We start from the raw sequence: 22,677 nt of genomic DNA on the forward strand, positions 1-22,677 counted from the left end.
TGTTCTGCGCAAGATACTGGGCGTGAAGACTGCGTCAACCGCATGGACAACGACAACAGGGGGCATGATGCGTTTTCCACCCATATTGATTTTGGGCGCCTCCGGGCGGATCGGCGGACTTTTGCGGATGTGCTGGGATGGGGCAGGTCAGGATTTGCGCTGGCAATGCCGCCGCGTACAGGGGGCTGACCGGACAGATCAGCCCGGTCAGGGCTGGCATGTGTTTGATCCGCTTGCAGATCCCGCAGCCCTGCAACAGGTGGCGCGCGGGGCTGCGGCCACGCTTTGTCTGGCGGGGCCGGTGCCGGGTGGTGGTGCGGGCCGCGATCTGAGCGCAGGTCAGTTTGCACAGCATAAAGATCTGGCGCTTGCTGTATTGGATGCCGCCGCACGGGCCCGCGATGATGGCCCAGCCGCGCTGCCGGGGAGGGTGTTATTAGCCTCTTCCGCTGCGGTCTATGGCGTAACGCCTGGCCCCTTGCACGAAGACACACCGCTGGCACCGGTTGCGCCCTATGGTGTGGCCAAGGCTGAGATGGAGCAGGCCGCCACCACCCGGGCAACAGAGCTGGGGCTGGAGGTCACGCTGCTCAGGATCGGCAATATTGCCGGGCTGGATGCCATCCTTGGTGGCTGGCGGCCGGGGTTCAGTCTGGATGAATGGGCTGATGGGCGCACGCCCCGGCGCAGTTATATCGGCCCGCGAACCCTTGCAGATGTTCTGGCGACATTGGTCTGCACCGCAGATCTGCCGCAGGTTCTGAACATCGCCCAGCCCGGTCTGGTGAGCATGGGCGGGCTGTTGCAGGCGGCAGCGCTGGATTTTGGGCGCAGGCCCGCACCGGATCACGCTATTGCCGAGGTGCAGCTTGACGTGGCACGGCTGATCGGGCTTTTGGCGGCACAGCCTTCGCCCGCAGCCGGCCTGCCACTTAGTCTGCCTCTCGCAACATCTGCGGATCTGGTGAATGAGGCACGGCAACTGGACCTGCTGCCCAACTCTCGATCCTGATAAGGACCACCGCATATGACCTGGCGCAAACGCCTCTTTGATCTCTTTTTTGCCGGCCTGCTGGTGGTCGTGCTGGGCCCGGTGCTGCTGGGGCTGATGCTGTGGCTGCTGGTAAAGGAAGGCCGACCGCTGTTTTATGTGGCCGAGCGGATGAAAGGCGTCGACCAGCCTTTTGCGTTATGGAAGCTGCGCACCATGAAGGTGGTGGACAGCGACACCGGCGTGTCCGGCGGCGATAAATCGGCCCGGATTACCAGAACCGGGGCCTGGCTGCGTGCCAAACGGCTGGATGAGTTTCCACAGCTGTGGAACATCCTGCGAGGAGATCTCTCCTTTGTCGGGCCGCGCCCGCCGCTGCGCCAATATGTCGAGGCCAATCCCGAGTTATACGCCCGTGTGCTGAAATCACGCCCCGGGGTTACTGGCCTTGCCTCCATCACCTATCACAAGCATGAGGCCGCTTTGCTGACGCGCTGCACCACTGCAGAGGAGACTGATCAGGTTTATTCCCGCCTCTGTGTGCCGATGAAGGCGCGGCTTGATCTGATTTATCAGCGTCATCAAAGCATGTGCTACGATTTCGATTTGGTGTTTCAAACCATCGGCAATCTGTTCCGGCGCGGATGAGAACAAGGCATAGGGTAGGGGATTCGGCGATTCGCGCGCCTCTGACAGGTGGTTTTGTGCCAAGGCTCCCGCGCTGGAGGTTATGAACAGCAACGGGATCTCTCCGAGATGGGCACCAAGGCGGCAAAAGCAGGCAAATCACCGGTAAACGGCGCTTTTTTGCCACCACCGGTTTTGTATTAACCCTCAAATGAGTCTAGAGTAGCCAGTGAGTGACCTCCGGCAGATGCCGGGGTTCAGCCTTTGGAAAATTGCCTTTGCGACACAGCTTGGGCGAGACATAGAGACACACAGCCTGCCGTCAGAGAGACCTTCCGCATGAGGGTCTGGGGTCCTGATGGAGGTGATTGATAAAAACGTATTTGAAACGATGGCGCATCCAGGGGGATTTCGGCGCGCTGTCGCGACATATCAAATGGCCGCCACAAAAAGACGGCCACCGGGGACTGGAAGTGGGGACGGCCAGGAATGTTCAATTTGATCAGTGCGCTGTCACGCAAACAGAAATCCTATATTTTTCTCACCATAGATCTCGGGCTGATCCCGCTGGCGCTGTTCCTGACCTTTCTGGTGCAGCCGCTTCCGGGTTCTGCGCTGGCCACCTTGGCAGCCATGCTGCCGGTGCTGCCTTATGTGCTGGCGCTGGCGGCCGGGGTCGCCTTGTGGCTGGGTCTGCCCAAGGTGCAGCTCAATGCCTATGAACGCCACGCCGTCGGGTTGACAGCTCTGCTGGCCTCGATCACCGCCGGGGCCACGGCGGGGCTTACGCTGCTGTTTGGCCCCGATCTGCCTCCCGGCACCCATGTGGTGTTTGCCACCACCTATTTTCTTTGCCTGCTGGCGGCACGTGCGGTTCTGTATCAGATCGTCGTGGCTATTTATCGTCGTGCCCAGCCGCGCTGCCGGGTGCTGATCTACGGTGCCGGCACCACCGGTGCCCAGCTGGCCCAGGCGCTGAAGGCTCATGACGGCATCGATCCCGTCGCTTTTGTCGATGACAATACCTCATTGCAGGGGGTGACACTGGTCGGATTGCCGGTGTTCCCGCCCGCCCGCATTGCTGAGATCGCGGAGGCCCGCCAAATCAAGCGGGTGCTGTTGGCGATGCCCTCACAAAGTCAGCCGAAACAGGCTCAGATCATTCAACGCCTGCAGCGGATGCAGCTGGAGGTGCAGGCGCTGCCCTCCTTTGCCCAGCTGATTGGCGAAGAGGCGCTGGTGGACAAGCTGACGCCAGTGGCACCGCAGAATTTCCTCGGGCGCGCCACCCACGATGTACCCCTGCAGGAGGCCAGCGAGTCCTATCAGGATCGGGTGGTGCTGGTGTCTGGCGCCGGCGGTTCTATTGGCTCCGAACTCTGCCGACAGGTCCTGGCCTGCCGCCCGCGCAAGCTGGTGCTTTATGAGCTGTCGGAACTGGCGCTCTATACGATCCATCAGGAATTGGAGCAGCAGGTTGAAGGCACCGGGATTACCCTGGTTCCTGTGCTGGGATCGGTCACCGACCCGCGTCAGGTGCGCATGGTCCTGGCCCATCACGATGTACAGGTGGTGCTGCATGCGGCCGCTTACAAACATGTGCCGCTGGTCGAATCCAACCCGTTGCCAGGTCTTGCCAACAACGTCTTTGGCACCCAGACTCTGGCCCGCGCTGCTGCATTAAGCGGGGTGGAACGGTTTATCCTGATTTCTTCGGACAAGGCTGTGCGTCCGACCAATGTAATGGGCGCTTCCAAGCGGATGGCGGAGCTGGTGCTGCAGGATCTGGCCACCCGCAACCCCGGCACCGTCTTCACCATGGTGCGGTTTGGCAACGTGCTGGGATCGTCGGGATCGGTGGTGCCATTGTTTCAGGAACAGATCAGCCGTGGCGGTCCGGTCACCGTTACAGATCCGCGCGTCAAACGCTATTTCATGACCATCCGCGAGGCGGTGCAGCTGGTGCTTCAGGCCGGCGCCGAAGCTCTGGGTGGCGAGGTCTTTGTGCTGGATATGGGCGAGCCGATATCGATCCTGCAACTGGCGCGTCAGGTCATTGAAAGCGCCGGGTATTCAGTGCGCGATGATGATTGCCCGGATGGCGATATTACCATTGAAATCATTGGGTTACGCCCCGGTGAAAAGATGCAGGAAGAGCTGACACTCAGCTCGGATCTGATCACAACACGCCACCAGAAAATCTTCTGTGCCCGTGAGGCGGTCCTGTCGGAGATCGAGGTGGCGACCCTGATCCGGGGCCTGCGTCAAGCGGTGGCTGCCGGCGACGAAGGAGTTGCCCGCGCGCTGATCACACGCTGGGTCGAGGGCTATCGCGCCCCGGAACAGGATCGTAAAACCTCCTGACTCTTTACCTTCGGGGCACTCTTGTCACATGACCTGCGGCGGCTCCTGCCGGGCGGTACTATAGTTTGCGGGCCACAGACAAATTATGTGCGGCAGGCAACCCGGTCATATCGTTGATCCAACTGCGACTTTTGTGGTCTAACCGGGCCAACAGCCCCGCCCGGGGGCGCAGGTCGGTGGATTGGCTTTCCGATTCCCAACCAAATACCCCGACCAGATAACAAGGCAGCCGACCCCGTGATCTCCGCCCTTCGATCTCTCCGCGCTTCGGTGCTTTTGCCCTCGGCCTGTGTGGCTCTGCTTGGCCTCGGGGCGGTAACCGCCCTGGCCCAGAGCGCGCTTTCAACACCAAAACCGGAAGCTCCCCGTTTCAAACCACTGCCGCCGCCCAGCCTGAACTTTTATGGCTCGCCCGGACTGTTGGATATGCCAAGCGCTGAGATGCTGCCGGACGGCCAGTTTGCCACCACCTATTCCTGGTTTGGCGGTCAGGCCCGGTACAATCTGACCTTTCAGGCCACCCCCTGGCTCAGCGCCTCGTTCCGCTACAATGGGATCCAGACCAATGGGGCCCAGATTGCCGGTTTCAGCACCTATTATGACCGCGGTTTTGATGTGCGGATGCGGCTCCTGCGCGAAGGACGTTACCGTCCGGCCATCACCGTCGGTCTGCAGGATTTTGCCGGCACCGGCATTTATGCCGGGGAATATATCGTTGCCACCAAGAATTTTGACACCCCGGCGCTTAGTCATCGCAGCGGCGCGGGCCGACTGAAGCTGACCGCGGGTCTGGGCTGGGGGCGTCTTGGGTCCAACGGGTCCATTGGCAGCATCTCCGGCACCCGCCCTGGATTTGTGGCCGGCAATACCGGTGGAGAGTTGTCATACGATCAATGGTTCCGCGGCGATGTGGCGCCTTTTGCCGGTATCGAGTGGCTGCCCAATGATCGCTGGGGCTTCAAGGCAGAATATTCCTCGGATGCCTATACGCTGGAGACCGGCGCGCCCAATGTGTTTGAGCGCAAATCCTCGTTCAATTTCGGCGCTGAATATCAGGCCAAACCGGGCCTGCGGCTGGGGGCCTATTATCTTTATGGTTCAGAACTCGGCGTGACCGCGCAGATCCAGCTCAACCCGAAACAGCCCACCCAACCGCTGCGGGTCAGCGCGCCGGTTCCGGTGGTGCCGCGCAGCGATTGGGCCACCGAAGAGGCGCATTGGAGCCGTGACTGGGCCGAGAGCCGCAAAGCCAAAACGACCCTGCGCGATGCGCTGGCAGAGGCACTGCAACAGGATGGTCTGATCCTGGAGGCGCTGACCCTGCCAACAGGCGGCATCGAGGCCGAACTGCGCTATCGCAACCCGCGCTACCGGTCTCAGACACTGGCCATTGGTCGTACGGCCCGCGCCATGGCGCGGCTGCTGCCGCCTTCGGTTGAGACCTTCCGCATTGTGCCGATGCGCGGTGGTCTGGCGCTGTCACAGGTGGTGATCCGGCGCAGTGATCTGGAGGCGCTGGAACACAGCCCCGACGCCACCGAAGCGCTCTGGGCCGTAACCGGCCTACAGGAAGCCGGACCACTGGCAGAGGAGGCGCTGACGTCGCAGGATCTCTACCCGGCATTTTCCACCTCCATCAGCCCCTATACCGCGCCGTCCTATTTCGACCCTGAGCTGCCGTTCCGGCTGGATGTGGGCGTTGATTTTAAGGCCGCCTATGTGCCCGCCCCCGGCTGGCGCATCGCGGGCGCCATTCGTCAACGGGTCTGGGGCAATGTGGAGGGGGGCCGTGCCTCCAATTCTGTGCTGCCACATGTGCGCACCGATCAGAATGAATATGCCAGGTTCGGCACCACATTGGAAAACCTCTATGTCTCGCGCCAATGGCAGATGGGGCGGGATCTTTATGCCCGCAGCACCGTTGGTCTCTTTGAAAGCATGTATGGCGGGGTTTCGGGCGAAGTGCTGTGGAAACCGGTCTCCAGCCGCCTGGCGCTGGGGATCGAGGGCAATTACGTAGTGCAGCGCGATTTTGATCAGCGTCTGTCTTTCCGGGATTACAAAACCTTCACCGGCCATGCCTCTGCCTATTACCAGATGGACAAGGGCTATCACCTGCAGGTGGATGCCGGGCGCTATCTGGCGGGCGATTATGGCGCCACCTTTGCGCTGGACCGTGAATTTGCCAATGGCTGGCGGGTCGGCGGTTTCTTCACACTCACCGATGTCTCTTCCGAGGATTTTGGCGAAGGCTCCTTTGACAAAGGGTTCCGTTTCAGCATTCCGCTGGACTGGCTTCTGGGTAAACCCAGCCGCAATACATTTAGCATGGTGGTGCGCCCGACCCAGCGGGACGGCGGCCAGAGGGTTCATGTCCCGGGTCGGCTTTATGGGCAAATCCGCGAGGCCCATCGCGCACAGCTGACCCAACAGCGGGCAAGGATCTGGGAATGAAGATGGCGCTCCTAAACACACCTGTGGCTGGTCCTATCCAAGGGCGTTTGGCCCCGGCATTTGGCCTGCTGGGCCTGCTGGTGTTGACCGCCTGTAGCCGGGGCCCGGAACAACCACCCTTGCAGGTGGAACTGCTGCGCAACCTGTCGGAGCGGGTCGGGGCCCGGCTTTCTGGCGGCAATGCGGATCAACCTGCAAGGCCCCCGCTGACACGGGCGGCTCTGGATGAGATCAAGGCCCCTTATATCGAAGTCACCATCGAGAAAAACGATGTCTTTGCCTATCTGTCGCGCCAACAGCTGCGCCACGATGACAGCCCCGGCACGGTGGCGGTCTGGCGTACCGAGGACAATATCAGCCTGACCCTGCGCGACGGTGTTCTGGTGGCCAGCCGGAACCTTGGGAATGATATTCTGTCCAGCTCAGCTCTGGTCGATGGCGGCGCAGATGGGCCTTCGCACAGCGGCGCACGGCGCTATCATATCCGCGGGCTCGACAATGGGGCCTGGCAGCTCGACATGCTTTGTACGCGGCGCGATCTGGGTCCTGATCCGATCATCATTGTGGAACGGCGCTATCCCACCCGTCATATTGAGGAACGTTGCCAACCCAGCCAGCCAGGACGTGGCGGCGAGATCGTCAATGACTACTGGGTAGATTCGCCCAGCGGCCGGGTCTGGCTCTCACGGCAATGGGCTGGCCCCAATGTGGGGTATCTGCGTATCCGCCAGCTGACGACAGGCGGTTGATCTAGCGCTGAAAAGAGTGAAAAACAGGCGATTTCGACCCCTGTTGGCCAAAATGAGCGATATCTCGGCAACGCCGGAAAAAAAATCCCAACCGTTGGGATATTGCTGTTAAAAGCTCCGTTGAAATCATGAGGTAACTCACTTACTCTTGGCTCAACGGTCTCCAAAGGAGTTTTGGATTATGAACAAGTTCTTCGCAGCATTCGCTCTGGCCACCCTGGCCGCAACCACAACTGTCTCCGCTCAGGAAGACGGCACACCGGCTCTGTTCAGCGGCACCGGTCTGGAGCAAGGCACTCTGATCGCAGGCGGCGTCGCTGGTGCGGTTATTCTGGGTGTGATCCTGAACGACGACGACGAAAGCAGCACCACAACCACAACCAACTGATCGCTTGCGATCTAATGGGGTGGCAAGATCTGTATCTGCCCGGCGCGCCTGAGCCGAGGCAGATACTAGATTCAAGCTGACATCGTCTTATGAATGATCATCTACGGATGAGAAAAGCGGGCCAATGGCCCGCTTTTTGCGTTTTGACATTTAGCTGACCCCACGCAGGAACGCGCGGGTGCGCGGGCCTTCCCGGATCAGCCGTGGATCGTTCCGTCTGTCCCGGCTGTTTATCTGCGCTGCATGATACGGGCCATATGTTGGGCCAGTTCCTGCACATTGGGGTTTTGCAAAATAGACAGGTGAGATCCCGGAACCTCGATCAACTCAAACCCGGCCTCTGCCACCGGCGCCCATCCCAGCCCCTGCTGTACCCCCTCAGGGCTGTCAAATAAATCGTCGCCGGCCCGAAACACGGTCAGCGGTGTGGCCAGAGGCCTGGGCGTGTAGCGCTCTACCGATTGCTGGTTTGCGGCAATCAGCGCCTCGATTGTCAGCCCCTTGCTGCCACCGGTCCAGTCCAGCCGTCGCCGTTCAAACGAATTCCGCAATGTTTCGATCCGGTGGGCCGCAACATGGGCCAGATAAGACGGTCCCATGCGCCTGAGCAGCCTCAGATGCGCGCCAATCCTGGCACGCCCCTGTACCCGGTTGCGCCCGGCCGGGCCTTCGGCATCAAACAATGCGACCAGACCCAATTCACGTCCGGCCTCCAGCAGCTGTCGCGCCAGTTCAAAGGCAAAATAGCTACCCAGAGACACCGCTGCCAGATGCACCACCCCATTGGGATAATGGGTCTGGATCTCATCCAGATACATTTTGGCCGTGGCATGGACACCGGTGGGGGTGGTGCTGTCCAACAGGCCTATGCTGAGCCCGTAAACGGGCTGGTCAGACCCAAGGGCCGCGGCCAGCGGGCGATAGAATTCTTCATTCCGGCCCAGCACATGGACACCAAACAAAGGCGCGCGCGCCGCGCCATCCTGAATGATCACCAGATGATTGGGCAGGGCGTGACCTTCTGGTGTTTCCGAGGCCGCACCATCCGGTGTCTTGTCCTGCACCCCTGTCAGGGCCTCGGCAAGGGCACGGGGGCTGGGGGTCAGATGCAGCGCCGCCAGGCTCAGCCGCTGGTCCAGATCCGCCTCGATCCGGCCAATCAGCCGCATCGCCAGCAGTGAATGGCCGCCTCGATCATAAAAACTGTCATCAGCTTCCAGATCAGGTTGGCCCAGAATATCCGCCATCATTGTCGTCAGCTGCTGAGCCAGGGGCGAGGGTGGGGTGCTGGGATCAACCCCTGCAGTGCCTCCCCGGCGCAGGCGCAAACCTGCAGAAGACGCAGCCTGTACCGGGGCGGGCAGGGCGGCCATGTCGATCTTGCCCCCTGCGGTGCGTGGAAACTCCGCGACGGGCACCAGCGCCGGGCGCATATGGGCCGGTAGATCACGCTGAACCACCTGTTGCAGGGCCGTCAGATCCAGCAGGTCCTCGCCCGATTCTCCCGTCGTTCTTGTTTCCGTAGTGCTGCGCACCCAGCAACACAACTGTGCCGCGGGACCATTCTTGCCATGCACCGCTGCCAGCGCCTGCACATCGCGGCCCCCGCGTTCCAGCACCTGCTCCACATGGCGCAGATCAATGCGAAAGCCGCGCAGTTTGACCTGCCGGTCCTGCCGGCCAAGAAAGGCCAGCGTGCCATCCGTCCGCCAGGCAGCACGATCGCCGGTGCGATAAATCCGTGCGGCGGGGCAGCTGTTGTGGTGCCCCCCCGCAATGCTCTGCCGCGCAAAAGGATCAGCCCGGAACGCCTGCGCAGTTTCCTCTGGTCGGCCGATATAGCCATCGCTGACCGCCGGGCCACCGATCCACAGATCCCCCGCCACGCCATCCGGCGCGAGGCTGCCATCAGCAGCCAGCACATAGGCGCGGGCATGGGCTGTGGGGCGGCCAATGGGTACATCCTCCGCCGGGTCCACCAGCCCATCCTGATTTTGGTCAGGATTATACAGCGTACAGGTGATGGTGGTTTCCGTCGGCCCATAGCCATTGAGCCAGCGCACCCCCGGTACCACCTGCTGCCAGCGCGCCAGCGCTTGCGGGTTGACCTGTTCACCGCCCACGATCACCAGCCGCACTGATGGCGGCAGGCTGCGCCCACTGTCGGTCATCACATCACAGAGCACATGCCAAAACGCGGTTGGCAGGTTCAGCACTGTCAACCTCAGCGCCGCGACCCGATCCAGAAACAACCCCGGTGCGCCCACCATATCCGGTGCGCGCAACACCACGCAGGCACCGGTCAACAGACTGGGCAGCACTTCCTCTATGGCGACGTCAAACGACAGGCTGGCAAATTGCAGCACCCTGTCACTGTCCTGCAGCTCGAAACTGGCGGTGATGGCACTGGCATGGGCCAGCAGCGCGCGCATGGGCACCCGCACCCCTTTGGGCCGTCCGGTTGAGCCTGAGGTATAGATCACATAGGCCAGCCGTGTCGGATCCGGCGCCGGTCGTTCTGGCTGTGCAGGTCCATCACGCTCAGCCCCCGCATCGGGGGACACCCACGTCAGCCCCTCAGGAGTGAGAGTCGCCCCGTATTTAGCCGTGCCTATATAATCATTAGAGCCTGATTTCGTGCCATAATCCGGCCCGCCAATACCCAGTTTTGCGGCGCTGTCCTCCAGCATATGGGCGATCACGGCAGACGGGTAGGTCGGATCCACCGGCAGAAACCCCGCACCTGTTTTCAGCACCGCCAGCATCGCAATGATAAATTCCGGGCTGCGTGGCAGGCAGATGGCAATGATGTCTCCTGCGGCAGCGCCACGCGCCTGTAATTCCACCGCCAACTGGTCGGCGCGGGCGTGCAGTGCGGCATGGCTCAACAACTCTCCGTCAGGGGCCATCTGCAAAGCCGGAGCCTCTGGCATCCGCGCGGCCGTGGCCTCCAGCCGGGTTGCCATGCAGGGCGGGGATGCGGCCATGTTACGGGCCAGCATCTGTGTCAGTGCAGGATCCGGGCGCCCCTGCTGCAACAGCTGCGCGGCCTCGACCTCCGGCAGCATCATCAGATCGCTGAGCGCAAGATCCGGGGGGGCCTCGGCGAGCGCCTGCAGCAACTGGCACAGATGATCCAGCATACGGTCCACTTGCGCGGTCGGCAGCACCTCGGGGTCATATTCCAACATCAAAAGCGGCCGACTATCGCCATATGCCGCCAAAGTCAGCGGCATCGCGCCCTCTTCGCGCAGCTCCACCCGGCGGTGCAACCAAGGGCTTTGCGCATCACCTGCACCCAGACGGCGCATCCGCGCATTCAGACTGTCGCGTTCAAACATCACCATGTTGTCAAACAGCGGCACGCTACCGGGCAGCCCGCACCAGCCGCGCATATCCGCCAGAGAGGCGTGCTCATGCGGATGCAGCGCCACCGCATCCCGGCGCAGGGCCGCCAGCAGCCCATCCACGGTCTCTTCACCAGACAGATGTATATAGAGCGGCACCGTATTGATCAGACAACCCACTGTGCGCTCGCAGCCCTCCAGCAGATAGCGCCCCGACCGCGTCACCCCAAAAAGCGCAGTGTCCCGCCCGCTCCAGCGGGCCACCAACAGCCCCCAAGCGGCATGGATCATATTGGCCAATGTCGCCGGGCCTGTCTCTTCCGCACCGTTTTGCGAAGACACCAGACTGGCACGCTGCACAAGAGCACGGCGCAGGCGCGACGACAGATCCCGCTGCAGGATGCGCTTGCGCCCAGAATCCAGGTCAGACACCAGATCCACGCCATCAGCCAATCGGGCAATCTGATTGGGGGTTTCGAATCCGTCCAGGTGGTTCCGGAAAAACGCCTGCGTGTCAGCCCGTTCTGATACTTCAGTCACCGCCGGGCTAAAGGCCTCAAACGGTGTCACAGGCGTGGTCTCTTTGGGCAGATCACCCCCGACAAGTGCAGCAAAGACATCTTCCAGCACCACCGCCATGCTGCGGCCATCAACCAGCACATGATGGATGGTCCAGACCATCACCGACCGGTCCGGGCCCAACCGGGCCAGCATCACCCGCCAGGACACGGATTGTTCCAGCGCACAGCCGCGATTGCGGTCAGCCGTCAGAAACTGCTCCAACCGTGTGGCTTGTTCTTCCGGCTCCAGCTCTTGCCAGTCCTTGGTGTCTACTGTGATCTGCTCTGCAGCCTCAGCCACCGGGGCAACCTGCAGCACCGGGAAAGACCGCCCCTGCCACAAAACTGCACTGCGCAACACGGGATGGCGGGCGCAGACCTGTTGCCAGGCGGTGCGCAACGCCTCAGACGTCGGTGCCTCGGCATCCAGATGCACCACAATCTGTTCCAGATTGACCCAAGGTCTGTCGACGGCTGCGCTTTCATAAAGCAGCGCCTGCTGCATTGGGGTCAGGGCAATATTTTTGGTCTGATCTAAGGAACTGTACTGATCTGAGCCAGCTCCGGCCCCTGGGCCCGACTGTGAACCAAGCGTCGGGGCTGGTGAAATACTGGTCATGATGCCCCCCTGACACCGGGTTTGGAGGCCAACCCGGACCACACTCATTCTACATATGCCACATCCAGATCGCCTGAATATCCCGACAATCTTAACATCCGCGTTAGCGGGATCTTCCCCTTGGCCCCCTGATCCCAACCGCAGAACCAAAGCTATCAGACCAAAGGGCCGGGGGGCAATAAAAACACCACTCACACATCCCGATCCTGATCCCGGCAGTCACCACGCCAGTCAACCTGAGATCAGAACCCTGGTCTTGCACGATCGCGAACAACATGTTGCAATCAAGTAGAAATGTCCGTCCTTCCGCAAAGTAGAAATGTCTCTAGGGGCATAAATAAACTGTTCCGCAACGTGCGAACAAAGACCCCCTATTTCCTGCCACGTTTCTTTTGGCAGTCTGGCTTCGAAGGCGTGAGTGATTGGAAATGTCCCGCTTGGTGTTGCGGCAGTATGGCTGGGCAGGGCGGAGACCGATATTGTCGCCGCCTATGTGATCGCTTTCTCAACCAAACGATAGAATTCATTTTTGGCGTATGTCTCTTGCCAGGGCTTATGCCCGCACCGCTTGATTTCAACAAATTCAGCAGAAGGAAGTGCTGCCTGCAATGGCAACTTCACACCTTCTGAGGGTCTTGGGTCGTAGTCACCATGGATCGCCAGGACAGGACATCGGATGGTGGAAATAGCTTCCAGAAGCGAGCCGTTTTTGCGCATGCCATCTGCTTCAGGCCACACCGCTCTGTGTATCGTTTCGTCAAAAACAACATTGGGTTGCGGTGATGTGTCTCGTGAGTAGGTGTCCGCCACATCGCTGATTTCAATGAAGCGAGCGACGTCAATTGGGCTCTCAGCCATGGGGCGCAAAGCCAACAATTCCGCCCGCTCCTCGTCTGACAGGCGCGCTTTTTTTGTGGATCGGATCGCTTCTGCGTAACGCGCTTCGAGCGGCCCACTTCCGACAAGGATGAGTGCGCGGACTAAGTCATCATGTTGCGCAGCAAGCAAACATCCGAGCCAGGCACCCCATGACCAACCGATGACAACCACAGGGGGCTCACAATATTGCTCTATTTGCGATCTGAGTTCATCAACCTGTCCAGCCACTGATTGGCGCGTCTGGAAGGGTTCAAGAACATCATAGCCCATGTATCCGAGTTCATGCGCAAACGGTTCTGCCTCTCCGGCACCGCCAGGCCCGCCGTGAAGCACGACAACGCGAGAGGGATTTTTGCCGTATTGGCGAACATCTTGCAGAAACTTGGACATTTTGTGATCGTCACCTGCATAGCAAAGCCTTGTCAATTCGAACGACCGAAGGATGCCGGTCGCTGTCACCGTATGAGCTTTCACGGACTTTCCACCTACATTTTCTGCCACCTGTATTCACCTGTGAGGATGATATGTGCCGCACGCACACAACATGTAAACGCCATTCAGAAATGTCACTGGTTGCGCAAAGCAGAAACGTCACCAAGGGCGCTGACGGTAGCAAGGCTTAGCAGCCCGTAGACCTCAAATATCGAAGGGCTGATAAGCCTTGTGGGAACGATTGGGCTGAATTGAATTCTCTATATGGCCGGAATCTATCTCAGATCAACCTCTTCGTGAGTGCCGATACACCAAATCATCCGGGTCCTGTTTTTCTGCTTTTTCATCAAGCTCAGCCCCAAGCTTTTCCGCAAGCCTCTGGGAACGCTGGTTTTGAGGGTCGATGTAGCTCACAAGAGTTTGCATTTTTTGCTCTTCAAATGCCCAACGCCGCATCTCAGTCGCTGCTTCGAATGCATACCCCTTGCCCTCTGCAAAATCGAAAACTTGCCAGCCGAGCTCTGGTTCCGGGCAGCGCGGGCCGTAGTTAATCTCGACCCTTCCAACATATTTATTTGTAAAAGTATCCTCAATCGAAAGACTGCCAAAACCGAACATTTGCCACTGAGCGATTCCCTGACAAAAATCGCCCCAGGCATGCACAGTTAAAAATGGGCCTCCCATATACACGGATCGTTCCGATTTCATCAGATCCCGGAAGTCGGGCCAATCTTCGAAGGTTGGACGGCGTAACAACAAGCGTTCAGTTATTAATGCGGGAACAACGGTCATAATTCTTATCTGACTCATTTGGAACAAGGCTTGCGAAAATGGATGTATTCTTGATATTTAACGGCGCTTCGAAGGTTTGCAAGTTCGCCGCATTGTTTACTGTTAACCGGCCATCATCGATTTGCGCCCGCGCACACAACAAATGCCTTTAATTTACATTATGTTAAATAATATGCATGCAGCACATTTTTGGCTGTGTTTTCATTGGACCATACAAGGGGTCTGTTCCGGCTCAGTGCAGAATGACACCTTTAGCAATTTTTAGGACATTGTGATCGACCGTTTGCGCAACTTTGAATGTGAAACAGGATATGAAAGGCGTCAGGGACGCCAAGTCGCCTCTTCTAGAGCGTGTCGCAAACCCTCGTTTGAGAAAGAAGCCTTTCGCTGCAACGTGCTCGAACTGGTAAGACGCGGACAGTGCTGCCATTCGCGAGTAGCTCGAATAGCTTTGCTTCCTGCGCTCAAACACAGCAGGGGCATGGGTTGCAACTTTTGTGCCATTTTCCCAGGCGCGGAGCTCGACATGGGACGACGGAAAGAACTGCAAGGCATATGCAATGATTTGCTCGACAGCTTTGTAAGCAGATACAATGACCTAGATGGATATTGGGCTCTGGGAATGTTCCAGACCTACCTTCAGTCCGAGGCAAGACAGCAATTGAGTTTTTCGCTAGTCGGAACGGCAATAGAAAAAAACCCGTTTCCTCAGACATTTGAGTACTATCAGCGCGCACTCCTTAGACATCTAAGGGTTCGAAAAATGCCTTCCTCTTGGGTTAGAGAAGCAGACTTGGGGGTGCGGATGAATTCGCCGTCAGTGTTAATTTGCAGCCTCAAAATGACTACTGATCTTGGCAGAGAGTTCGTTGCAACAGCTTATGTGTTTGCACGACCTCACAATCCGCAACTGGAGGCTCGCCGAGGTGGCAAACACGGGCCGGGTAACCAGAAAGGACAGTGAAAAAGTGTCGATTTGTTGGTCATAAGATCAGTGGGTTTGGGCTCTTCCGGCATCTTCGCCGCATTCTGAACGAACGGCGGCTGTACGGAAAAACCCTTACGGTGTCATTCTGCACTGAGCCGGAACAGACCCCTACAACGAAAGGCCGCCCTCTCTATGGGCGGCCTTCGGCACCTCTTCACAGCATGCACCCCTCGCGGGATGATGGCTTACTCCGCCGGGATTTTCTGGGTGACCAGCTCGCCCAGCACCTCTTCAAGCGCAACAGCATCGCCGCCTCTCAGGCATGTCAGGGCAGTCCTGGGCAAACGACGTTTGGCCCGCAGCAAGGGGGTTACCGGTCGCTTGCTGTCATGAGACAGCTCGGCACTGACCAGTCGCGATCCCGCCGCCTCACGCAGCCGCGCCACATGGGCCAGATCCAGCGGATGATCACCGTGGATGGCATAGATCCGCGTGGCCTCCCCAAATCCGGTGCAGGCATCACGGTAAGTACCGCTCCAGTCCAGCTTGCGCGCAGCCGGGAACCGGATCTCTCCAGGCATCAGAGCCTCGGCCAGTGTCGTGATCGGTTGCAGGGCGACCACGTTCTCCGCGCCGATCACATCGGCAAAGGACATGGCACCAAAGGCCCCCATGCCGGAACCAAGGGCGTGGATCTTGTCAAACCCCGCCAGCCACTCGCGAGTCTCCGGCGCCTGAAAATACTGTTCCAGATCCAGTGGACGATACCAGTTCTGCTGATGCGGCAACACTGACAACACCGCATAACCTGCCTTGATCAGAAAACGTTCGCCAAACCCCGGCCGCAACGGATCCTTGCGATCCAATGCCTGACCCGCCCCTTCAAAGGTGACAACCAACTCCCGTGCGCCCTCTGGCCGCAGCCGCCGCATGGCATAAGACGGGGTCAGCGTGGTGGTCGGCCACAGCCCCTCTGGCAGCGCCTCTTCCAGGTCTTTCTGGCGATGGGTGACGCCCAGATGACCCTGCCGGTCCACCGCAGGCACCGGCTGCGCCTCTTCGGGCACAATGGTGTCGACCTCCAGCCCGTGTTCGGCCAAGGCCGCCACATATTCGGCATGGCGCTGGCGATAGGTCGTCTTCATCTTGTCCAGCATCTCGGGCGACAGATATTCATCCAGCGTCGCCTTCAGCCCCTTGCGCATGAATTTCTGCGTGTTCAGCGCCGGCAGGTCAAAATGCTCGGTCAGCTCAGCCACCCGGTTGTCATGTTTGAGGAAAATCGCGGGCTGTCCCGCCTGCAAGGCCGCAACCCCGCCATGAAAGCGGTCCCCGATATAGACATCATGCAGCATCGCGGCCTGTCGCCAGGCGCCGGCCTCAGAGAAATAATAATAGCGGTTGAAGGCGACCTCATGGCCGGATTTGCGGCTCAGCCAGCGGTTCAATACGTCAGGCTGGGCAATGTTATTGCCCTCGTTATAGCCAAAGCGCTCACGGATGAATTTGCCATAGCCAAAGATCTCATCCTGGAACACATAAGAGGCGTCGATCTTGCCAAAGGCCTTGGCCAGTTCCGTGCCGCGTTCGACGATGGCGCCGTCGCGCATGGTCAGATGACCTGCGGTCATCACATTGGCCTGACGCCCCTTGGCCTGGGCCGCCGCCCCGTCGATGGCCAGGATCGACTGCGGATAGACATAGAGACTGGGGCAGCCCAGCACGGTGGTGTTTTCCAGACCGTTGTCAGCCAGCCACTGTGCCGTCTGGGTGCCACGCACCCCGAACAGGCTGGCCCGTTCATTGAGCAGCGCCAGAAGATCGCGGTTGCCCGGCATCAGATCCGTGAACGCATGAGAGCCCTGCATCCCGGCGCCCAACACCACAAAGGGCACTGCCCCGTCCAGCGCCTCAAGCGCGGTAAACAACCGGATACCATCGTGATTGGGGCGGATGAAATTGGCCAGCGACACCACGATAATGTCGAAATGCTCGGCGATGATCTCGGCAAAACCCTCCCCGAGGTTTTTCTGCAGGTTGGCGATATTGCCCACGGCGGATCCATCCGGATCCTTGCGCAGGCTCCGGGCAGGCGCTTCGGCGTGAATGATATTGCCGCGGTTCCCGGTCAGCTTATGCGCCGGTTTCAACCCATGCAGACTGTCGGTCACTGTTGGCGGTACGCCCAGGATACTGGATAGTGCGGGATCCGGACGGTGGGCCGAAAGCACAGGAGCATGGAAAAGGATTCTCATTATATCACCAAACGTTGTCAGCCACTGCCCGGTACATAGGAGCGAATGGCGCATAAGAATAAAGGGGGGGCGGCCACCGTGGCTTTGCGCATCCGGTAGCCGCAGCCCCCGGGATTGCTGCGTTGCGCATATGTTAGCGCCGTGACCTCTCCAGGAACAAGCCCGGAAAGACCCGGCACGCCCTTGCAGGTGAAACTCTGCCCAGCCACGTGCACGGTCTTTCAAAGGGTTGCACCTGCAGCGCTCTCGCGGCATGGATAGGGAATGAAATTTCTCTTTGTGCACCAGAACATGCCCGGCCAGTACCGGGAAATGATCCAGTGGCTGGCCAGTCAGGGCGAGCATGAGATCGTGTTTTTGACCCAGCGAAACGATGTGACGCTTCCCGGGGTCGCCACTGCGACCTACAGCAGCCACCATCAGCCTGCCGCAGATGCCTATGGGCTGTCCAAGGATTGGGAGGCAGCGGCCGGCAATGGCATTGGCGCCGCTCTTGCTGCGCGTCAGTTGGACTCCAGAGACGGGTTCAAACCCGATATCATCATTGGCCATACCGGCTGGGGTGAGCTGACCTTTATGAAAGAGGTCTGGCCAGATGTGCCGATCATTGGCTTCTTTGAATATTTCTACCGCACCAGTGGCGGACTGGTTGGCTTTGACCCGGAGACCCCTCCTGGCGAACACGCCGGATTTTTTGCCCATGCCCGCAATACGGTGCCTTTTGCAAATATCGACGTGGTTGATTTGGGTCACAGCCCGACCGTCTGGCAGCGCGACCGCTTCCCCAAGAGCTTTCACGACAAGATCTACGTCAGCCATGACGGCATCCGCACCGACCGGCTGCAGCCGGATGCCAATGCCAGCATTGGTCTGGGCCGCTTGCCCAAGCCACTAAGCCGCGATGATGAGGTGATCACCTATATCGCCCGCAATATGGAACGCACCCGTGGTTTTCACGTGATGATGCGCGCCCTGCCCAAGATCCTGTCGGAACGTCCCAATGCGCGGATCTTGATGATTGGTGGCAATGAGACCTCTTATGGGCGCGAAAGCACCCACCCGGCGGGGCTGCGCGGCGAGATGGAGGATGAGCTGGGCGATAGCGTTGATTGGAGCCGGGTGCATTTTCTCGGCCGGGTGCCTTACGGCGATCTGTGTAAGATCATCCGCATCAGCCGCTGCCATATCTATCTGACCATGCCCTTTGTGCTCAGCTGGTCGCTGCTGGAATCTATGTCGATGCAGGCCACCGTGGTGGCGGCAGACGTGGAACCGGTGCGCGAGGCCGTCACCCATAATGAGACCGGCATGTTGGTGGATTTCTTTGACTCCGCAGCGCTGGCCGATCAGGTGGTGGATGTGCTGGCCAATCCCGGCGCCTATGCCCATCTCGGCCCCAATGCCCGCGCTCATGTGGTGGAGACTTACGATTTTCTGACCCGCTGCATGCCCGAGCACGCCCGCCAGATCAACGCGCTCCTGCCCGCAAATAAACAGCTGAAGATCTGAGACACCATCTTCGGGAGGATCTGCGGTGGCCATCACCACCGCAGTCCCGTTTTGTCCTGCAAGCTAGCTCAGGACAGGAATTGCTCCGAGGCCCAGATTGCGGCCTGGGTGCGGTTCTTGGCGCCCACTTTGCGAAAACAAGTGCGCAGATGCACCTTGACCGTGGCCTCACAGATGCCCAGCTCATTGGCGATGGATTTATTGGTGGCGCCATCGATCAGCTTGGTCAAAATCAACCACTCCCGCCCCGACAGGCCCCGCTCTGCCGCTGAGGCTGGCATGCTGCGCAGATCTTGACCTAAGCCTGCCCCGCTTGGCTTGATATCAGAGCCTATTTCTAGGTTTTTTCCATTAAATTGATCTGCTGGATCCCCCTCCTCCGAGGAGGAATGCGCCCCCTGCCCCACAGGATTCACCCTGTGATCACCACCAGAGACTGTGACCTCGGCGGCGCGCAGAGCGGCGGAAATATCCGATGGCACGATGCGATAACCACTTTGTACAACCCGCAGGGCAGCAATCAGCGCATCGGCAGATTTGCGTTGCGGGATCACTGCTTCAGCATAAGCGCTCAGCGCGTTTTGCATACTGGTGGAACATTCACGCCCCATGATCAGGATCAGCAAAGAGGCGTCATTGCCTTCCTTGAACTGGCGTAACTCCTCCACCAGTTCGGGCCCGGTTTCATGGCTGTAATACAGCACCAGATCATCCAAACCCAGCCCAGATAACGTCGACAACTCATCACAACAGGTGCCGATCTGGTAATCGTTACTCTGGCAAATAGCCAGAAACATGTCGCGCAACAAACGACTTTCGCCCACAATATGAATAGGCATGGTATACCCCCATAACTTCAAAAAAACTGATCCATACACGATCAGATCGTCTCTACGGATGATCTCCGGAACATGGACATCACCGGGCATCGGACAGGTTTGGAAATCCCGGCCTTACCCTCGCGGTTCCGCTGCGACCCCCGTCACAGATGGCACCCCGGTCTTATCTCTCTTGTGTTACCCCTCCCATTCTTCTGGTTCGGTAATGGCCGCCCAACGGCCCGACAGACAGCCTTATAGCCTGTCGAATAACTATCTAATAATGGGCCTAAATACGTCCGGCCCCCTGCCTCCAAATCGCAGCTGTTACTGGCGCTGTACCGCATTGCGGCACTTCAAAATAACCCGAATCTCACCGTTTTTGTTAAAAAAAATACCTTTTGGTGGAATGTTGATACCCACACGTCTATCTCCTAAAGTCTTGTTTTTGATATATGCTTTTGTTTTATCAACAGGAATATCCTCAACAGAACAAAGCCCATAGATGTGGACATTCCTCAATTATCTTGTGGAAACATCAGGTTCAGTCAACCTATACATGTTTTGCCTTTGAAAATCTTCCCGCCAGAGATGGAATCATCCTACTTTTGCTCACACTGCACACGGGCTCTACGCCTTCCGAGGTAGGTCTCTCTGGTGATATTTTTCAATAAGCGAATCCTTGCTGTTTCATAAGTAATTGAAATTCAACCGATTTTAAAAAATATCTATTTTCACCTTGTGGGTGACCCTAGGTCACTCTGCTAGATATAGATTAAATCTCAACGCTCTGCGGGATCCCCCCATGGTTGTTCATAGGGAAGCCCCGTTTACCCCATAAATCACCTCGCCCGAAGGGGTACGCCCTCTGCCCAATTTGACGGCAGCGACGATATGTTAGGTTGGGACATATTCGTTTTGATATGCCGGGGGGCAATATGAATGTGTTCGGGGGCGCCGTAATCGACACCGGCGAAATCGCTTTTGCGCGATCTTTTCAAAGACAAATGTCATCCATCACCACCACGGCCATTGCCGAGATTGATTGCAATGGCCCTTCTTGTCTGCTGGTGGCCACCAGCGACGATATTGAGAACGTAACGGGCTGCCGCGCCGATCTGCGGCCGAAGCCAGCCAAAAGCGTTCTACAGTCAGCATTGCAGAGCGGCGCGCTCAGCCACTGCACACAGCTGCATGATCCGCAACAGCATCCCAACTCATGGCCTGACTGGCTGGACCCCAAAGTCCTGCGTGCAGATACCTCAGGCAAATGCGGATGTGGATCCGGCCGTTGGGCAGTGTTCTCCTGCCATTTTGCTGACGGCAGCCAAGACCGGGTCGCGCTGCACTTGGAAGGCAGTCAACATGACGCCCATTGCGCTGATATCCTGCCCGCCATCTGGCCGATTGCCCGTGAAGATGCGTTACGCGATATGCTGGATGTAAAGCCGGAACCCGGCACCAGCCTCGACACCTCCCCCGAGATCTCCGAGGCAATGCTGTGGACCATTTCCACCAAAAGCGACAGCGCCGTGCTGGTGCTGGATGCCTCCGGCCGGTTGCTCGATTGTAATGATGCCGGTTGCGAGATGCTGGCCGCGGGCAACCTGCTGCACAACAACGACGGGGTGCTGCGCTGTGCAAACAGCAGTGAGACCCGCGCGTTTTATGCGGCGGTGCAAAGCTGCGCCAAGATACCCTGCGCGGCGACCAAGACAGCCGTCGATACCCGCACGTCACCCGCAGTCTCCGGTGGCAACGCCAGTCAGGAGCTGATCCTGTTTCTTCGGGATGCCGCCTCGGGCATGCGGCTGCCGGTCTCGCTGACCTGCTATCTTTGCGCAGATACACGCCGCGCGCTGGTGGTGGCGATCCTGCCGCGCCAACCCGATCAACAGCGGATCGAGATGTTGGCCCAGAAAATGGGGCTGTCGCCCTGTGAAGCCCGGGTTGCGGCGCTGATCCAGCTGGGCCTGTCCAATCGCGAGGCGGCCCACATTGCTGGCATCAAGGAACAGACCTTCAACACCTATGCCAAGCGGGTTCTGTCCAAGCTTGAAGTGGCCGGTCGCACCGAAATGGCACAGCGGCTGACCTGGCAAGCCTCCCTGGGGAGAGTGTCATGAATAAGGTCAGCAATGAAATCCTCACCCAAGGGCCACCTGCACCGGTCCCACCGACCCAAGCCTCAATCGGCGCTGAAGCGCTTGCCGCGCTGGCGCATCGCCGCGCGGAAGCCACAGCAAGCACCAAAATGGAGAGCCCCACGGATAGCACAGATAATGGTCAAGAGAGTCAGCCAAACCGGGATGCCCCTGATCAGAACACCGATCAAAATATCGGCCAAGACATCAGCCCGGACATGAACCAGACAAGATCGGGCATCAGGCCGGATCACAGTCTTGCAGATCTTGACCGGCTCGCCGCGCATCTGCGCGGTGGCAGTCAACCACTCGCCGCACGCGCAGACCTCATCGAATTGCACAAGCGGATCACGGCCATGTTTGCCACGCTCAACGATGGTCTGGGTGAGATGTACACCCAAAAGGCTGAGGGAGATCGCATCGCGCTGAGTGCCCGCATCGACACGCTGGAGGAAGCAGTGAACCGGATGGAGGGCGCGCTGCGGATCGAATTGGAGCCAGTGTTGCGCGACAGTTTTGCCAAGGTGATTGCCGACACGTCGATCCACCAGCGTGGGCTGGGCCAGCGGCTGAAACGCGGACTTGTCCGTAGCGGATTTTGCGCGTTGATCCTGGCGCTCGGACTGGCCGCAGGCACGCTGTATCACAGCCGGATCGCAACCGCCTCCAGCACCGCCTGGACCGAGGCTCAGACCCAATGGGCCAGCTTTGTCAGATTTATCGAAACCACCAGTGGTGATACGGGCCCGTAACCCGATCACTATAGAAATAGCAGACTCTAAATAAAGAAAAAGAGTCTCAATCTTCCGGAGGCGCGGCTC

14 protein-coding genes are annotated in these 22,677 nt (G+C 59.0%); 9 read left to right on the forward strand and 5 right to left on the reverse strand.

Annotation, left to right across the window (positions count from 1 at the left end; translation table 11 throughout):
- Positions 1–64 precede the first annotated feature (64 nt).
- From ACEWZM_RS20400 to ACEWZM_RS20425, 6 genes are all read left to right on the forward strand, one after another.
- Complete coding sequence (locus ACEWZM_RS20400; RefSeq protein WP_414008402.1) at positions 65–1,012, forward strand: NAD-dependent epimerase/dehydratase family protein; 948 nt, start codon at positions 65–67, stop codon at positions 1,010–1,012.
- A 15-nt stretch (positions 1,013–1,027) separates the two neighbouring features.
- Entirely contained in the window at positions 1,028–1,639 is a 612-nt protein-coding gene (locus ACEWZM_RS20405) for a sugar transferase (RefSeq protein ID WP_414008403.1), read from the forward strand.
- Between the two features lie 468 nt (positions 1,640–2,107).
- Positions 2,108–3,982, forward strand: a complete 1,875-nt coding sequence (locus ACEWZM_RS20410; RefSeq protein ID WP_414008404.1) for a polysaccharide biosynthesis protein — start codon at positions 2,108–2,110, stop codon at positions 3,980–3,982.
- Between the two features lie 237 nt (positions 3,983–4,219).
- Positions 4,220–6,436: a YjbH domain-containing protein gene (locus ACEWZM_RS20415; protein WP_414008405.1), complete on the forward strand. Its 2,217-nt coding sequence runs from the start codon at positions 4,220–4,222 to the stop codon at positions 6,434–6,436.
- Positions 6,433–7,185 carry a YjbF family lipoprotein gene (locus tag ACEWZM_RS20420; RefSeq protein WP_414008406.1) on the forward strand — a complete coding sequence of 251 codons (753 nt, stop codon included), beginning with the start codon at positions 6,433–6,435 and terminating at the stop codon, positions 7,183–7,185. The genes ACEWZM_RS20415 and ACEWZM_RS20420 overlap by 4 nt, the downstream gene beginning before the upstream one ends.
- Before the next feature lie 181 nt (positions 7,186–7,366).
- On the forward strand, positions 7,367–7,573 hold the full coding sequence (locus ACEWZM_RS20425; RefSeq protein WP_414008407.1) for a hypothetical protein: 207 nt from the start codon (positions 7,367–7,369) through the stop codon (positions 7,571–7,573).
- A 230-nt stretch (positions 7,574–7,803) separates the two neighbouring features.
- Here the strand turns inward: ACEWZM_RS20425 and ACEWZM_RS20430 are convergent, their stop codons facing one another.
- From ACEWZM_RS20430 to ACEWZM_RS20445, 4 genes are all read right to left on the reverse strand, one after another.
- Positions 7,804–12,099, reverse strand: a complete 4,296-nt coding sequence (locus ACEWZM_RS20430; RefSeq protein ID WP_414008408.1) for a non-ribosomal peptide synthetase — start codon at positions 12,097–12,099, stop codon at positions 7,804–7,806.
- A gap of 489 nt (positions 12,100–12,588) precedes the next feature.
- The gene (locus ACEWZM_RS20435; protein ID WP_414008409.1) at positions 12,589–13,368 is read right to left on the reverse strand and encodes an alpha/beta fold hydrolase; all 780 of its coding nucleotides are present in this window, start codon (positions 13,366–13,368) and stop codon (positions 12,589–12,591) included.
- 327 nt (positions 13,369–13,695) lie between these two features.
- Positions 13,696–14,202 carry a GNAT family N-acetyltransferase gene (locus ACEWZM_RS20440; RefSeq protein ID WP_414008410.1) on the reverse strand — a complete coding sequence of 169 codons (507 nt, stop codon included), beginning with the start codon at positions 14,200–14,202 and terminating at the stop codon, positions 13,696–13,698.
- A 1,173-nt stretch (positions 14,203–15,375) separates the two neighbouring features.
- A complete protein-coding gene (locus ACEWZM_RS20445; RefSeq protein ID WP_414008411.1) occupies positions 15,376–17,385 on the reverse strand; it encodes a polysaccharide pyruvyl transferase family protein in 2,010 nt (669 codons plus the stop codon).
- A gap of 264 nt (positions 17,386–17,649) precedes the next feature.
- On the opposite strand from ACEWZM_RS20445, the gene ACEWZM_RS20450 reads away from it, so the two are divergent.
- On the forward strand, positions 17,650–18,894 hold the full coding sequence (locus tag ACEWZM_RS20450) for a glycosyltransferase family 4 protein (RefSeq protein WP_414008412.1): 1,245 nt from the start codon (positions 17,650–17,652) through the stop codon (positions 18,892–18,894).
- A gap of 68 nt (positions 18,895–18,962) precedes the next feature.
- On the opposite strand, the gene ACEWZM_RS20455 is transcribed toward ACEWZM_RS20450, so the two are convergent.
- Positions 18,963–19,733 carry a helix-turn-helix domain-containing protein gene (locus tag ACEWZM_RS20455; RefSeq protein WP_414008413.1) on the reverse strand — a complete coding sequence of 257 codons (771 nt, stop codon included), beginning with the start codon at positions 19,731–19,733 and terminating at the stop codon, positions 18,963–18,965.
- Between the two features lie 986 nt (positions 19,734–20,719).
- Between ACEWZM_RS20455 and ACEWZM_RS20460 the strand changes: the two genes are divergently transcribed.
- Together ACEWZM_RS20460 and ACEWZM_RS20465 are read left to right on the forward strand one after the other, a co-directional pair.
- Positions 20,720–21,838 carry a helix-turn-helix transcriptional regulator gene (locus tag ACEWZM_RS20460; RefSeq protein ID WP_414008369.1) on the forward strand — a complete coding sequence of 373 codons (1,119 nt, stop codon included), beginning with the start codon at positions 20,720–20,722 and terminating at the stop codon, positions 21,836–21,838.
- Entirely contained in the window at positions 21,835–22,608 is a 774-nt protein-coding gene (locus tag ACEWZM_RS20465; RefSeq protein ID WP_414008370.1) for a hypothetical protein, read from the forward strand. The genes ACEWZM_RS20460 and ACEWZM_RS20465 overlap by 4 nt, the downstream gene beginning before the upstream one ends.
- Positions 22,609–22,677 lie beyond the last annotated feature (69 nt).

Origin of the sequence: Phaeobacter cretensis, assembly GCF_047372505.1 — a bacterium.
Lineage (GTDB): Bacteria > Pseudomonadota > Alphaproteobacteria > Rhodobacterales > Rhodobacteraceae > Phaeobacter > Phaeobacter cretensis.

Bases quoted from the DNA above. Each gene is read 5' to 3' on its own strand.
- ACEWZM_RS20400 (WP_414008402.1), top strand. From the start codon at position 65: ATGATGCGTTTTCCACCCATATTGATTTTGGGCGCCTCCGGGCGGATC.
- ACEWZM_RS20405 (WP_414008403.1), top strand. From the start codon at position 1,028: ATGACCTGGCGCAAACGCCTCTTTGATCTCTTTTTTGCCGGCCTGCTG.
- ACEWZM_RS20410 (WP_414008404.1), top strand. From the start codon at position 2,108: ATGTTCAATTTGATCAGTGCGCTGTCACGCAAACAGAAATCCTATATT.
- ACEWZM_RS20420 (WP_414008406.1), top strand. From the start codon at position 6,433: ATGAAGATGGCGCTCCTAAACACACCTGTGGCTGGTCCTATCCAAGGG.
- ACEWZM_RS20425 (WP_414008407.1), top strand. From the start codon at position 7,367: ATGAACAAGTTCTTCGCAGCATTCGCTCTGGCCACCCTGGCCGCAACC.
- ACEWZM_RS20430 (WP_414008408.1), bottom strand. From the start codon at position 12,099: ATGACCAGTATTTCACCAGCCCCGACGCTTGGTTCACAGTCGGGCCCA.
- ACEWZM_RS20435 (WP_414008409.1), bottom strand. From the start codon at position 13,368: ATGTCCAAGTTTCTGCAAGATGTTCGCCAATACGGCAAAAATCCCTCT.
- ACEWZM_RS20440 (WP_414008410.1), bottom strand. From the start codon at position 14,202: ATGACCGTTGTTCCCGCATTAATAACTGAACGCTTGTTGTTACGCCGT.
- ACEWZM_RS20445 (WP_414008411.1), bottom strand. From the start codon at position 17,385: ATGAGAATCCTTTTCCATGCTCCTGTGCTTTCGGCCCACCGTCCGGAT.
- ACEWZM_RS20450 (WP_414008412.1), top strand. From the start codon at position 17,650: ATGAAATTTCTCTTTGTGCACCAGAACATGCCCGGCCAGTACCGGGAA.
- ACEWZM_RS20455 (WP_414008413.1), bottom strand. From the start codon at position 19,733: ATGCCTATTCATATTGTGGGCGAAAGTCGTTTGTTGCGCGACATGTTT.
- ACEWZM_RS20460 (WP_414008369.1), top strand. From the start codon at position 20,720: ATGTCATCCATCACCACCACGGCCATTGCCGAGATTGATTGCAATGGC.
- ACEWZM_RS20465 (WP_414008370.1), top strand. From the start codon at position 21,835: ATGAATAAGGTCAGCAATGAAATCCTCACCCAAGGGCCACCTGCACCG.